The organism is Nocardioides szechwanensis (genome assembly GCF_900103935.1).
In the GTDB taxonomy this organism is placed as follows: domain Bacteria; phylum Actinomycetota; class Actinomycetes; order Propionibacteriales; family Nocardioidaceae; genus Nocardioides; species Nocardioides szechwanensis.
The window spans coordinates 148,557-162,012 of sequence record NZ_FNIC01000003.1 but is presented as its reverse complement, the minus strand read 5'-3'; the positions used below and the strand labels follow the sequence as shown (position 1 = coordinate 162,012).

Annotated in this window: 12 protein-coding genes; 6 read left to right on the top strand and 6 right to left on the bottom strand. The window is 71.1% G+C overall.

Annotation, left to right across the window (positions count from 1 at the left end; all coding sequences use genetic code 11):
* Window positions 1–205 precede the first annotated feature (205 nt).
* Together BLR90_RS09355 and BLR90_RS09350 are read left to right on the top strand one after the other, a co-directional pair.
* Complete coding sequence (locus BLR90_RS09355; protein ID WP_091025177.1) at window positions 206–2,773, top strand: ATP-dependent Clp protease ATP-binding subunit; 2,568 nt, start codon at window positions 206–208, stop codon at window positions 2,771–2,773.
* 93 nt (window positions 2,774–2,866) lie between these two features.
* Window positions 2,867–3,922, top strand: coding sequence for a glycosyltransferase family 2 protein (locus BLR90_RS09350; RefSeq protein WP_091024866.1), 1,056 nt, complete (start codon window positions 2,867–2,869; stop codon window positions 3,920–3,922).
* On the opposite strand, the gene BLR90_RS09345 is transcribed toward BLR90_RS09350, so the two are convergent.
* Complete coding sequence (locus tag BLR90_RS09345) at window positions 3,888–4,760, bottom strand: HhH-GPD family protein (RefSeq protein WP_091024864.1); 873 nt, start codon at window positions 4,758–4,760, stop codon at window positions 3,888–3,890. The genes BLR90_RS09350 and BLR90_RS09345 overlap by 35 nt on opposite strands.
* A gap of 55 nt (window positions 4,761–4,815) precedes the next feature.
* Between BLR90_RS09345 and BLR90_RS09340 the strand changes: the two genes are divergently transcribed.
* The gene (locus tag BLR90_RS09340; RefSeq protein ID WP_091024862.1) at window positions 4,816–5,673 is read left to right on the top strand and encodes a hypothetical protein; all 858 of its coding nucleotides are present in this window, start codon (window positions 4,816–4,818) and stop codon (window positions 5,671–5,673) included.
* Window positions 5,674–5,761: 88 nt separating this feature from the next.
* Here BLR90_RS09340 and disA read toward each other — a convergent pair whose 3' ends face one another.
* Together disA and radA are read right to left on the bottom strand one after the other, a co-directional pair.
* On the bottom strand, window positions 5,762–6,844 hold the full coding sequence (gene disA, locus BLR90_RS09335; protein ID WP_091024860.1) for a DNA integrity scanning diadenylate cyclase DisA: 1,083 nt from the start codon (window positions 6,842–6,844) through the stop codon (window positions 5,762–5,764).
* Window positions 6,845–6,891: 47 nt separating this feature from the next.
* Entirely contained in the window at window positions 6,892–8,313 is a 1,422-nt protein-coding gene (radA, locus tag BLR90_RS09330; RefSeq protein ID WP_091024858.1) for a DNA repair protein RadA, read from the bottom strand.
* Between the two features lie 128 nt (window positions 8,314–8,441).
* Here radA and BLR90_RS09325 point away from each other — a divergent pair, with 128 nt between their 5' ends.
* The gene (locus BLR90_RS09325; RefSeq protein ID WP_091024856.1) at window positions 8,442–9,473 is read left to right on the top strand and encodes a LacI family DNA-binding transcriptional regulator; all 1,032 of its coding nucleotides are present in this window, start codon (window positions 8,442–8,444) and stop codon (window positions 9,471–9,473) included.
* Here the strand turns inward: BLR90_RS09325 and BLR90_RS09320 are convergent.
* The 3 genes from BLR90_RS09320 to BLR90_RS09310 form a co-directional block, all read right to left on the bottom strand.
* Window positions 9,470–10,165 (bottom strand): class I SAM-dependent methyltransferase, encoded by a 696-nt coding sequence (locus BLR90_RS09320; RefSeq protein ID WP_245715228.1) that lies wholly within the window; start codon window positions 10,163–10,165, stop codon window positions 9,470–9,472. The two genes, BLR90_RS09325 and BLR90_RS09320, sit on opposite strands and share 4 nt — an antisense overlap.
* A gap of 19 nt (window positions 10,166–10,184) precedes the next feature.
* A complete protein-coding gene (locus BLR90_RS09315; RefSeq protein WP_091024854.1) occupies window positions 10,185–10,823 on the bottom strand; it encodes a VOC family protein in 639 nt (212 codons plus the stop codon).
* A 74-nt stretch (window positions 10,824–10,897) separates the two neighbouring features.
* On the bottom strand, window positions 10,898–11,674 hold the full coding sequence (locus tag BLR90_RS09310; protein ID WP_091024852.1) for a DUF3109 family protein: 777 nt from the start codon (window positions 11,672–11,674) through the stop codon (window positions 10,898–10,900).
* Window positions 11,675–11,713: 39 nt separating this feature from the next.
* Here BLR90_RS09310 and BLR90_RS09305 point away from each other — a divergent pair, with 39 nt between their 5' ends.
* Window positions 11,714–12,643 (top strand): Ppx/GppA family phosphatase, encoded by a 930-nt coding sequence (locus BLR90_RS09305; protein ID WP_091024850.1) that lies wholly within the window; start codon window positions 11,714–11,716, stop codon window positions 12,641–12,643.
* Window positions 12,644–12,647: 4 nt separating this feature from the next.
* Entirely contained in the window at window positions 12,648–13,439 is a 792-nt protein-coding gene (locus BLR90_RS09300; protein WP_091024847.1) for a sugar phosphate isomerase/epimerase family protein, read from the top strand.
* The last annotated feature ends 17 nt before the right edge of the window (window positions 13,440–13,456 follow it).

Below are 13,456 nucleotides of genomic sequence, written 5' to 3'. Positions count from 1 at the left end.
GACCCGCCCGAAACTTTCGGGCGGGTCAACGGTCATTTCGGTGAGTTTCGGGCGGGTCAACATGTGTGGGGTCGAGTGTTCGCTCTCAGCGGACGGCATTGGGACGTGATGGGGAACGCGTAGGCTGTCTGCGGGGTTAGATCTCTTGTTCTGATCTGTCCGACCCAGGGTGGATCGGCCCCGTTGAGCTTCAGGAGCGATGCGCATGTTCGAGCGGTTCACAGACCGAGCCCGTCGGGTGGTGGTGCTGGCCCAAGAAGAGGCCCGCATGCTGTCCCACAACTACATCGGTACCGAGCACATCCTGCTCGGTCTCATCCACGAGGGCGAAGGCGTCGCCGCCAAGGCGTTGGAGAGCCTGGACATCTCGCTGGAGGCCGTGCGCGCCCAGGTCGAGGAGATCATCGGCCAGGGGCAGCAGGCGCCCAGCGGCCACATCCCGTTCACGCCACGCGCCAAGAAGGTGCTCGAACTGTCCCTGCGCGAGGCGCTGCAGCTCGGTCACTCCTACATCGGCACCGAGCACATCCTGCTCGGCCTGATCCGTGAGGGCGAGGGCGTCGCCGCCCAGGTGCTGCAGAAGCTCGGCGCCGACCTCAACCGCGTGCGCCAGCAGGTCATCCAGCTGCTCTCGGGCTTCCAGGGCAAGGAGTCGACCGCCGCGGCGGCCGCCCAGGGTGCCGGTGCTGATGCGCCGTCCTCCTCGCTGGTGCTCGACCAGTTCGGCCGCAACCTGACCCAGGACGCCCGCGAGGGCAAGCTCGACCCGGTCATCGGTCGTGAGGCCGAGATCGAGCGGGTCATGCAGATCCTCTCGCGACGCACGAAGAACAACCCGGTCCTCATCGGTGAGCCCGGCGTCGGCAAGACCACGATCGTGGCCGGCCTGGCGCAGGACATCGTGCGCGGCACCGTGCCCGAGACGCTCAAGGACAAGCAGATCTACACGCTCGACCTCGGCGCGCTCGTGGCCGGCTCGCGCTACCGCGGTGACTTCGAGGAGCGCCTCAAGAAGGTGCTCAAGGAGATCCGCACCCGCGGCGACATCGTGCTGTTCATCGACGAGATCCACACCCTCGTCGGTGCCGGTGCGGCCGAGGGCGCCATCGACGCCGCCAGCATCCTCAAGCCGATGCTGGCTCGTGGTGAGCTCCAGACCATCGGTGCCACCACGCTCGACGAGTACCGCAAGTACCTCGAGAAGGACGCCGCGCTCGAGCGCCGCTTCCAGCCGATCCAGGTCGCCGAGCCGTCGATCGCGCACACGATCGAGATGCTCAAGGGCCTGCGTGACCGCTACGAGGCGCACCACCGCGTGACGATCACCGACGAGGCGCTGGTCTCGGCCGCCACCCTGGCCGATCGCTACATCTCCGACCGGTTCCTGCCCGACAAGGCCATCGACCTGATCGACGAGGCCGGCTCCCGGCTGCGGATCCGCCGGATGACGGCGCCCGCCGACCTGCGCGAGTACGACGACAAGATCAGCGACGTGCGTCAGCGCAAGGAGGCCGCGATCGACGGCCAGGACTTCGAGGCGGCTGCGCGTCTGCGCGACGAGGAGAAGCAGCTGATCCTCAAGAAGACCGAGCGCGAGAAGCAGTGGCGTGCCGGCGACATGGACGAGGTCGCCGAGGTCGACGAGGAGCTGATCGCCGAGGTGCTGGCGGTCGCCACCGGCATCCCGATCGTCAAGCTCTCCGAGGAGGAGTCCACGCGGCTGCTCAAGATGGAGGACGAGCTCCACAAGCGCGTCATCGGCCAGGAAGAGGCCGTCCGCGCGCTGTCGCGCGCGATCCGTCGTACCCGTGCCGGCCTGAAGGACCCCAAGCGTCCCGGTGGCTCGTTCATCTTCGCCGGCCCGTCCGGTGTCGGTAAGACGTGGCTGTCCAAGACGCTCGCGGAGTTCCTCTTCGGCGACGAGGACGCGCTCATCCAGCTCGACATGTCGGAGTTCAGCGAGAAGCACACCGTCTCGCGGCTCTTCGGCTCGCCTCCGGGCTACGTCGGCTACGAAGAGGGCGGCCAGCTCACCGAGAAGGTGCGGCGCAAGCCGTTCTCAGTGGTGCTGTTCGACGAGGTCGAGAAGGCCCACCCCGACATCTTCAACAGCCTGCTGCAGATCCTCGAGGAAGGTCGCCTGACCGACTCGCAGGGCCGAGTCGTCGACTTCAAGAACACCGTCATCATCATGACGACCAACCTCGGCACCCGCGACATCAACAAGGCCGTCAACCTGGGCTTCCAGCAGTCCGGCGACGTCGCGGGCTCCTACGAGCGGATGAAGAGCAAGGTCGCCGACGAGCTCAAGCAGCACTTCCGCCCTGAGTTCCTCAACCGTGTCGACGAGATCATCGTCTTCCCGCCGCTTTCTCGCGAGCAGATCGTCGCGATGGTCGACAACATGATCATCGCCGTCGAGCTGCGGCTGCGTGACCGCGACATGAGCCTCGAGCTGACCCAGCCCGCCAAGGACCTGCTTGCCGAGCGCGGCTTCGACCCGGTCCTGGGTGCGCGTCCGCTGCGGCGCACGATCCAGCGCGAGATCGAGGACACCCTGGCCGAGAAGATGCTCTTCGGCGAGGTCGGACCCGGCCAGATCATCCTGGTCGACGTGGAGGGTGAAGGCGCGTCCGCGACGTTCACCTTCAAGGGCCAGAAGGTCGGCGCGCTTCCTGACCTGCCGCCCTTCGAGGTCGCCGAGGTCGGTGCCGTCCTCGAGGGCCCCGACGACAGCGAGGGCCCGGTCGACGTGCCCCGCGAGACCGAGTAGCAGCCGAGCAGCAGCACAGCACCACGCAGCGAGAGCCTCACCGGTCAGCCGGTGAGGCTCTCGGCGTTCGTGGGGGGTCGTTAGTCTCTGTGCATGCTCTTCACGGTCAGCACGGTCAAGGACACGCTGCCCAACGTGCAGCGGTTCGTGGCCGGCAACTTGGCCGGCGGAGCCGACCACCTGTTCGTGTTCCTGGACGCCGCCGACGCCGAGGTCCGCACCTGGCTCGACGAGCACCCGCACGTCACCTGCGTGCGCACCGACAAGTCCTGGTGGCACGGTGAGCGGCCCGCCGACCTCAACGTGCGCCAGCGCATCAACGCCAACCTGGTTAAGGCCCTGCTGAGTTTCTTCGACTGGGCCGACTGGGTCTTCCACATCGACGGCGACGAGATCGTGCAGATCGACCGGGCCTTGCTCGACACGGTGCCGGCCTCCACCCGGGTGGTGAGGCTGGCCCCGCTCGAGGCTGTCAGCCAGATGAGCTGGGACGGTGACCCGACCTGGTTCAAGCGGCTGCTCGGCAAGGGCGACCTGACCCTGCTCCAGGTGCTCGGCGTGATCGACCGGCCGGCCAACGGTGCCCTGTTCCACGGCCACGTCGACGGCAAGTCCGGCGTCCGCCCCGCCCTCGACATGTGGCTGACCCTGCACCTCGGCGTCGACGCGTCGGGCGAGGAGCTGGACGCGTACACCGACGATCAGCTCCGGCTGCTGCACTACGAGTCGTTCTCCGGCGAGGACTTCGTGCGCAAGTGGACCGCCATCCTCTCGGCCGGTCCGATGGCCAACTTCCGGCCCGCGCGCGAGCCCACCGCGGTCGCGCTCAACACCCTGATCGGCAAGGGGCTGAGCGAGGAGCAGGTCCGGCCCTACCTGATGCGGATCTTCGAGCGCACCACGGCCGACGACTTCGACACCCTGCGGGAGCTCGGGATGCTGGTCGAGGCCGACCCGACCAAGGGCATCCATCAGCCGGCGGACTTCCCGGACGGCGCTCGCGAGGAGATGCTCGCCGTCCTCGAGTTCCTGCGCACCGAGTCGAAGCGTCCCTTCCACCCCGGTGAGCCCGCGTCTGCCGCGCAGAAGATCCTCGACCGGGCCGCCGGCCCGGCTAGGGCAGGGCGTAGCGTCCGGCGCCGGTCCTGACCACCAGCCGGTCCTCGACCAACCCTTCGAGGCAGCGCAGCCGCTGGGTGTCGTCGGGCCACACGGCGTCGAGTCGGCTCTGGTGGACCGCGCCCTCGGTGTCGCGCAGCACGGCCAGCAGCCGGCCGCGGCACTGCCGGTCGGTGCCGGCCCAGGCCTGCGCGCGCCGCGGCGGACCGTCGTACGCCGGGTAGCCGGCCGCGCGCCACGCGCACAGGTCGGCGACGGGGCACGCGCCGCAGCTCGGGCCGGTGGCCGTGCAGACGAGCGCCCCGAGCTCCATGACCGCGACCGACCACGTCGCAGCGGTCGGCGGATCCTCGGGCAGCAGCTCGGTGGCGGTCTCGCGCTCGGCCTTGGTGACCGACGGCCCGGGCAGCTCGGCGCCGCCCACGGTCCGGGCGAGGACCCGGCGCACGTTGGTGTCGAGCACGACGTGGCGTCGGCCGTGGGCGAAGGTCGCGATGGCCGCCGCGGTGTAGTCGCCGATCCCGGGCAGCGCGATCAGGTCGGTGTAGGAATCGGGGACCTCGCCGCCGTGGTGTTCGACGATCGCGGTCGCGGCGGCGTGCAGCCGCAGGGCCCGGCGGGGGTAGCCCAGCCGGCCCCAGGCCCGCACCGCCTCACCCGTGGCCTCGGCTGCGAGGTCGGCCGGCGTCGGCCAGCGATCGAGCCAGTGCTCGTGCACGGGGAGGACGCGGGCGACCGGCGTCTGCTGCAGCATGAACTCCGAGACCATCACCGACCACGCGGACGCAGAAGGCCCGCGCCACGGCAGCTCGCGGGCGGTCTCGTCGTACCACCGCAGGATCGGCGCATGGAGGTCCATCGCTCCCATTGTCCTCACGGTGTGGCAACGCGATTGCGGGCGGTCGGCTGACTAGCGTTCGGGCATGGCATCGTCGCTGACCCGTGGGCCGCTCCCGGCCAAGGTCTACTGGCGACGCCGGCTCGTGCTCGTCGGTGGCGCCCTCGCGCTGGTGCTCGCCCTCGGACGGGTGCTGGGCGGCGGGAGCGACGGGTCGTCCGAGGACCCCGGCGCCGCGCAGGTGGCCGGGCAGCCGACCTCGTCCGCCCCGAGCGCGTCACCCTCGACCAAGAAGAAGAAGTCGCGTCCCAACCAGCCGATCTCCCCGCCGAGCAGCCGGGCGCCCGAGCTCGCCGTACCTGACGGCCCGTGCGCCGACGACGACATCTCCGTCACGCCGAGCGTCGTCGACGCGGTGGCCGGTCGCGACGTCACCTTCCAGCTCGACCTGCGCACGATCGTCGACGAGGCGTGCACCTGGCGGGTGTCGTCCGAGCATCTCACCGTGGCGATCACCTCCGGCGCCGACGACATCTGGTCGAGCCAGCAGTGCCCGGCGGCCATCCCGGTCCAGAACGTCATCGTCCGGCGGGCGGTCAGCGCCAGCATCACCGTGGTCTGGGCCGACGCCCGGCGCTCCGACGAGGAGTGCTCGCGGCTGACCGGCTGGGCGATGCCCGGCTATTACCACGTCGCCGCGTCCGCCCTCGGCGGTGAACCGGTCGACGTCCAGTTCGAGCTTACGAAGCCGGAGCCCGAGGTGGTCGTCGAGACCACCCCGCCCGGCGGCGAGGGCGGCACGGGAACGGGCAACGGAACGGGCAACGGTGCCGGGGCTGGCAGTGGCGGCAGTCAGCCGGGCGGTGGCAAGCCCAACCAGCCCGACGACGACGCGACGGGTCCCGCCGACGCGCCCTCCGGAGCGGTCGAGCCGAACGGCTGACCGGGTCTCGACACGCCGGTCGCGGGTTCGTTCCTCACCCGCGCGGCTCGCTCGACCACCATCAGCGGGTCCGCTGGCGCGTCTCCGCTCACACGTAGCGCTCGAGGATCGTCGACTCGGCCAGGCGGGAGAGGCCCTCGCGGACGCTGCGGGCGCGCAGCTCGCCGACCCCCTCGACGGCCTGGAGGTCGTCGATGCCGGCGGAGAGCAGCTTCTGCAGGGTGCCGAAGTGCTCGACCAGGCGGTCGACCACCGACGACGGCAGCCGGGGCACCTTGGCGAGCAGCCGGTAGCCGCGCGGGGCGACGGCCCCGTCGAGGTGCTCGCTGCTGCCCAGGCCGAGCACCTTGGCCGCGGCGGCGGGGTCGACCAGCTCGGTGGCCGACAGCGCCTCGAGCCGGTTGAGCAGCTCCTCGGGGCTCTTGCTGCGACGGCCGGCGGGGACGTAGTCGCGGATCACCAGCTCGCGCTCGGTGTCGACGCCGGTGACCAGCTCCTCGAGCTGGAGTGAGAGCAGCCGGCCGTCGGAGCCGAGCTCGAGCACGTAGTCCTCGATCTCGCGCGCGATCCGGGTCACCATCTCGAGCCGCTGGGCGACCACGGCGACGTCGCGCACGGTGACGAGGTCCTCGATCTCGAGCGCCGACAGGGTGCTCGAGACCTCGTCGAGGCGCAGCTTGTAGCGCTCCAGCGTCGCCAGCGCCTGGTTGGCACGCGACAGGATCTGGCCGGAGCCCTCGAGCACGTGGCGGGTCTCGCCGACGTAGGCCGCGATGATCTGCATCGACTGCGACACCGAGATCACCGGGAAGCCGGTCTGGCGCGCGACGCGGTCGGCGGTGCGGTGGCGGGTGCCGGTCTCCTCCGACGGGATCGTGTGGTCGGGCATGAGGTGCACGGCCGCGCGCAGGATGCGGGTCAGGTCGCCGTCGACGATGATCGCGCCGTCCATCTTGGCCAGCTCGCGCAGGCCGGTGGCCGTGAAGGGGACGTCGAGGGTGAAGCCGCCGGTGGCGATCGAGTCGACCAGCTTGTCGTGGCCCATCACGATCAGCGCACCGGTGCGACCCCGGAGGATGCGCTCCAGGCCGTCGCGCATGGCGGTGCCAGGTGCGATGGAGGCGAGGGTCTCGCGCAGGCGCAGAACCTCGTCCGAACGGTCGACTGCCACGGTGCTCCCTGGGGATTCGGTCGCCCTGGGTGTCGGGCGGTCCGATCTTAACCTTCGTCGGCGCTGCGCAGCCCCCGCTTTGTCGCACGCGCGACCCCGAGGCAGCGCAGCGCCGAGGCGACGTCGGGCACCTCGACCACCCGCATCCCGTCGATGGTGCGGTCGGTGGAGGAGGGGCGTACGCCGCCGGGCTGGCCGGGGGCGGTCGGCACCACCGCCATCCGGAAGCCGAGCCGGGCCGCCTCGGCGAGGCGCTGGGGCAGGTCGCGCACGCGCCGGAGCTCACCGGCCAGCCCGATCTCGCCCATGGCGACCACTCCCGCCGGCGGCGCGATGTCGAAGGTGGCGGAGGCCAGGGCGACCGCCACCGCCAGGTCGCTGGCGGGCTCGTTGAGACGCGCGCCACCGACCGTGGAGGCGAAGACGTCGTGGGCGTGGAGGCGGATGCCGCAGTGCTGCTGGAGCACGGCGAGGACCATCGCGATCCGCGAGCCGTCGAGCCCGGACGTCGTACGCCGGGGCCGCTCGAGCGCCGACGGGGTCACCAGGGCCTGCACCTCGGCGAGCAGCGGGCGCCTGCCCTCCATGGTCACGGCGACGCAGGTGCCGGAGACCTGGCCGTGGTGGTTCTCGATGAACAGGCCGGTGGGGTCGGTGACCGCGGTGATGCCCTCGGAGCCCAGGTCGAAGCAGCCGACCTCGTCGACCGGCCCGAAGCGGTTCTTCACCGAGCGGAGCATCCGGAAGCGGGAGTTGCGGTCGCCCTCGAAGTGGAGCACCACGTCGACGAGGTGCTCGAGGACGCGGGGGCCGGCGATCGAGCCGTCCTTGGTGACGTGACCGACCAGGACCACGGTGATGTTGCGGGTCTTGGCGACCCGGATCAGCGCGGCCGCGACCTCCTTGACCTGGGTGACGCCGCCGGGGACCCCCTCGACGCCGGGGGCGCCGATGGTCTGCACCGAGTCGACGACCAGGAGCAGGGGCCGGACGTCCTCGATGTGGGTGAGCACGGCACCGAGGTCGGTCTCGGCGGCGAGGTAGAGGTCGTCGTGGACGCCGCCGGTGCGGTCGGCGCGCAGGCGGACCTGGGAGGCGGACTCTTCGCCGGTGACGTAGAGAGTGCGCCGGTGGTAGCGCGCGGTCTGCGCCGCGACCTCCAGCAGCAGCGTGCTCTTGCCGACGCCCGGCTCGCCGGCCAGCAGGATCGCGGCACCGGGGACCAGGCCGCCGCCGAGCACGCGGTCGAGCTCGGGGACCCCGCTGCTGCGGAACGCCGACTCCTCGACCGACACCTCGCCGATGGGTACGGCGGCCCGGGTGACGGGGGTGGCTCCGGTGCGGGAGGACGGCGCTGCGGTCTCGGCGACCGACCCCCACGCCTGGCACTCGCCGCAGCGGCCGACCCACTTGCCGGTCTCCCAGCCGCACTCGGTGCAGCGGTAAGCAGGGCGAGGAGGTTTGGCCATGGCCCGAACGTTAGGCGCTCCCACCGACAACCCCCCGACAACTCACGCGACATCCCCACCTACGGATGAGGGAGCGGCGCGTCGTACGCCGTTATGCTCCCTTGGAACGATCAAGCGCAGGAGGCGAGATGAGCCGGATCCCGGGACGGGTACCCACTCAGCCGCCGACCCTCGCCGACGTCGCGGAGCTCGCCGGAGTCTCCCGGCAGACCGTCTCCAACGCCGTCAACAACCCCGACCTGCTGCGCGCCGACACCCTTGTCCGGGTGCAGGAGGCGATCGAGCAGCTCGGCTACTCACCCAACCGGGCCGCGCGCAACCTGCGCACCCGCGCCTCCCACCTGATCGGGCTGCGGATGAACCCCGGCCAGGAGTTCACCGCCAACGCCGCGATGGACCGCTTCGTGCACTCCCTGGTGGAGACCTCCGGCGAGGCGGGCTACCACGTGCTGCTGTTCGCGGGCTCGGGCACCGACCCGTTGGCCGGGTACGACGACCTGTTGCGGTCCACGGCCGTCGACGCGTTCGTGGTGACCGACACCTACCTCGGCAACCCCCAGGCCGCGTGGCTGCGCGAGCGGCGGGCCCCGTTCGTCGCGTTCGGCCGTCCCTGGGACGACGCGGAGGCCACGCACCCGTGGGTCGACGTCGACGGCGCGGCCGGCACCGAGCTGGCGGCTCGTCACCTCCTCGACAAGGGCCACGAGCGGATCGCGTGGATCGGCTGGCGCAAGGACTCGTGGATCGGCGAGGACCGCCGGGCCGGCTGGAGCCGAGCTCTCAAGGCGCGCGGGCTGTCGACCTCCGGTCTGGCCTCGCGGGTCGAGGACACCATCCACAGCGGGCGTGAGGCGAGTGCCGTGCTCCTCGACGAGGCGCACCCCTCGGCGTTCGTGTGCGCGTCCGACACCCTCGCCATGGGGGTGCTCCACACCCTCGCCGACAGGGGCCTGCGTGCCGGCCAGGACGTCGCGGTGATCGGCTTCGACGACTCCCAGGTGGCGCAGGTCGTGCGCCCCGGGCTGACCTCGGTGCGCCAGCCGCTCGAGGACGTCGCGAGCCAGATCGTCAACGCGCTTGAGGGCCTGCTCGCGCACCCGCCCAGGGTCGGTCCCGGCATCCTGCTCACGCCGACCCTGGCCGTGCGCGGGTCCAGCTAGTAGACCTTCGACCAGACGTTGACCGCGTAGTCGACGTCGGTCCCCTCGTGGTGACGCAGGATCTCCTCGGCCACCGCCGGCTTGAACTCGATCCGCACCACGGCCTCCAGGTCGGCACGCGACCCGAACGACCAGCCCATGTCGACCGGGGTGCGGGTCCACCCACGGGTGGCCCAGAAGCGCTCGATCTCCTGGGGGCTCGGCAGGTGCGGGTAGCCGCGCCGGAACCACGCGCCGAACGTCGAGCGGGAGCCGTCGTTGTCGATGACGAGCGCGGTGCCGCCACGCCGTACGACGCGGTCCAGCTCGGCGAGGCCGGGCTCGCAGCCCGGCCCGAAGAAGTAGGCCCAGCGGGCGTGCACGACATCGACCGATGCGGCCGGCAGCGGGACCTCCTGTGCGGTGCCCTGGAGCAGGATGACGTTGCTCAGTGCGCGGGTACGGCGACGGGCCAGCGCCAGCAGGTCGGGGTGCGGCTCGACGCCGATGACCTGGCCGGCCGTCGCCGCGAAGCCGGGGAGGTGGAAGCCGGTGCCGCAGCCGAGGTCGAGGACGGTGGTGCCGTCCCAGTCGGCCAGCGAGCGGAGGGCGGCGTCGAGGTGCCCGTGGGGGTCGACCGCGCGGTTCTCGATCTCGTACGTCGCCGGGTGCTCCCAGATGTTGGGGCTCGCGACGGTGCCCTGAGGTCTCACCGGTCGGTCCGGCGACAGGTCAGAGACGGACCAGGCCGGTGGGGGTCTGCACCTGGACGGCGATCACTCCGGGCGTGCCGTGGGGTGCGACCCACTCGACCTTGATGTCCTCCAGCGGCGCTTCGACGGTCTCACCGAGCCACTCGCTCACACGCTGCGGGTCGCCCGCGATCTCCAGGCAGGCAAGGGAGAACGTGCCGTCGGCGCCGGCAGAGGGGTGCAGCTCAGCAGGGCTCTCCCACTCGATGAAGAACGGCAGCTGCGGGTCGGAGATCAGCCCGTTGACGCCGATCTGGCGCCAGCGGAGCTCGGTGCCGTCGGGACGGTGCCGGCTGCCGATCGCGGCGGCGCGGCCGAGGCGCTCCTCGACGTTGCTGATGTCCTTGACGGCCACGACCCAGCCGAGCCAGCCGCCGCCGAGCGCGGAGCGGGCCTTGACGGCCTGGCCGAAGGGGGCCTTGTCGGAGGCCGGGTGGTCGAGGGCCTCGACCACTTCGAGGTAGGTGTTGTCGGCGAGCGGCAGAATCATGTTGCGGGTGCCGAAGCGGGGGTGGACGCCGCCGTCGGTGAAGTCCCGGCCAAGCACCCGTCCGAGGCGCTCGGCGGTGCCCACGAGTCCGTCCGGCCCTGCTGCGTACGAGAGATGGTCCAGGCGCATACCGAACATTCTGCGTCACCCGGAACCGCCCCAGACCGGGGGGTCGGGTTGTCTTGACGTCGAGAAGCCTGGGGTCAGTGCGGGTCGGCGGGGTGCAGCGCGAGGGCCGAGCGGGAGCGCACGTGCGCGTCGCAGTGGCGCACCAGCTCGGCGTACGCCGCGGGGCCCATGAGCTCGGTGAGCTCGGCCGCATGGGTGATGTAGACGGCCTCGACGGCCACGTGGGCCTCGGTGTTGCCGGAGCAGTACCAGTCGAGGTCGTGGCCGCCCTCGCCCCAGCCCCGCCGGTCGTACTCCGTGATCGTCACCTCGGTGTACGTCGTCCCGTCCTGCCGCTCGACGTTGCGGAAGCGGCGCCGGATGGGCAGCTGCCAGCACACGTCGGGCTTGGTCTCGAGCGGGTTGCGCCCCTGCTGCAGCGCCAGCCCGTGCAGGGCGCAGCCCGCGCCACCCTGCCCGTTGGGCGGCGCGAAGTCCTTGCGGTTGTGGAAGACGCACGCGCGCTGACCGTCGACCTCGATCATGAGGGTCTTGCGCTCGCCCTCCTCGTCGGTCTCGATCCAGTGCTTCTTCTTCACCTCGCGTCCGGGGTGGAACTGCCACTGGGTCTCGTCGAGCTGCGCGACGTACGACGCGACGCGCTGCTCGTCCTCCTTGTCGGCGAAGTGCGCACCCAGGGTGCAGCAGCCGGTGTCGGGGGCGTCGGCGTAGATGCCCTGACAGCCCTGGCCGAAGATGCACATGAAGCTCGACGTCAGCCAGGTCAGGTCGCAGCGCATCACCTCGCTAGCGTCCGCGGGGTTCTCGAACTCCACGAAGGCGCGCGGAAAGACCAGGTCTACTTCGGGCATGCCGGAAGACTACGCGGGTGGCGGCGGTACGTTTGTCGCATGCGCCTGGGCGTCCTGGACATCGGTTCCAACACCGGCCACCTTCTGGTGGTCGACGCGCATGGTGGCGCCGCGCCGCTGCCGGCGTACTCCTACAAGCAGCCGCTGCGGCTGGCGGAGCACCTCGACGAGTCCGGCGCGGTGACCCAGACCGGGATCGACTTGCTGACCGAGTTCACGGCCGAGGCGCTCCTGGTGGCCGAGGACAAGGGCTGCGAGGAGATGCTCAGCTTCGCGACGTCCGCCGTGCGCGATGCCGTCAACTCCGAGGAGGTGCTCGACCACGTGCTGGCCCGGACCGGGGAGCACATCGCCGTGCTGTCCGGCGAGGACGAGGCGCGACTGACCTTCCTCGCCGTGCGCCGGTGGTTCGGCTGGTCGTCCGGACGGCTCGCGGTCTTCGACATCGGTGGCGGCTCGCTGGAGATCGCCGGCGGCACCGACGAGCGGCCCGACGTCGCATGGTCGCTGCCGCTCGGCGCGGCGCGGCTCGCCCGCTTCTTCGCCGACCGCCCCGACGAGGCGGCCATCCGCAGGCTGCGCAAGGAGATCCGGGCCGAGATCGCCCGCGACGCCGGGCACCTGCTGCGCGCCGGCACCCCGCACCGGGCGGCGGCCACGTCCAAGACGTTCCGCTCCCTGGGTCGGATCTGCGGGGCCGCGCCGTCCGCCGACGGACAGCTGGTGCCTCGCACCCTGCCGCTCGGCGCGTTGCGTGAGTGGATCCCCAAGCTGGTGGCGATGTCGCCGGAGGAGCTCGCCGAGCTGCCCGGCGTCTCGGCCAACCGCACCCACCAGATCGTGCCGGGGGCACTCGTCGCCGAGGCGTGCATGGACATCTTCGACCTCAGCGAGCTGGAGATCTGCCCGTGGGCGCTGCGCGAGGGCGTCATCCTTGAGCGCCTTGACAGCTTCAGCGTGACGGACTGACCTCGTGGTGTCGCGCATCGGACTCTCGACCGCCTCGGTCTACCCCGAGTCGTCGGCGCACGCCTTCGCCTACGCCGCGCAGCTCGGTTACGACACCGTCGAGGTGATGGTCGGTATCGACGCCCTGAGCCAGCAGACCTCCGCGGTCAAGCAGCTCTCCGAGCACCACGAGATCCCGATCAGCGCGGTGCACGCGCCGTGCCTGCTCTTCACCCAGCGGGTATGGGGCACCGAGCCGTGGGGCAAGCTCCAGCGCTCCGCCGAGATGGCGGCCGAGGTAGGCGCCGAGGTGGTCGTCGTACACCCGCCGTTCCGGTGGCAGCGCGACTACGCCCGCGACTTCGTCAACGGCATCGCGGCGCTCGAGAACTCCACCGGCATCGCGTTCGCCGTCGAGAACATGTATCCCTGGCGGGCCTCCTCCAAGCGCGGCGTCGAGATGTACGTCCCCGGCTGGGACCCCTCCGCCGAGGACTACGCCAACACCACCATCGACCTGTCGCACGCCGCGATCGCCGCGTCCGACCCGATCGACATGGCCAAGCGGCTGGGGGAGCGGCTGCGCCACATCCACCTCACCGACGGCAGCGGGTCGGCCAAGGACGAGCACCTGGTGCCGGGGCGCGGCTCGATGGGTGCGGGCCCGTTCCTGCGCTACCTCACCAAGGTCGGCTTCGCCGGCGAGATCGTCGTCGAGATCAACACCAGGCGCTGCAACAGCCGCGAGGAGCGCGAGGTGGACCTGCGCGAGTCGCTCGAGTTCGCTCGCGAGCACCTCGCGGTGGCCGCCCCGTGAGTGTCCCGTGAGTGTCC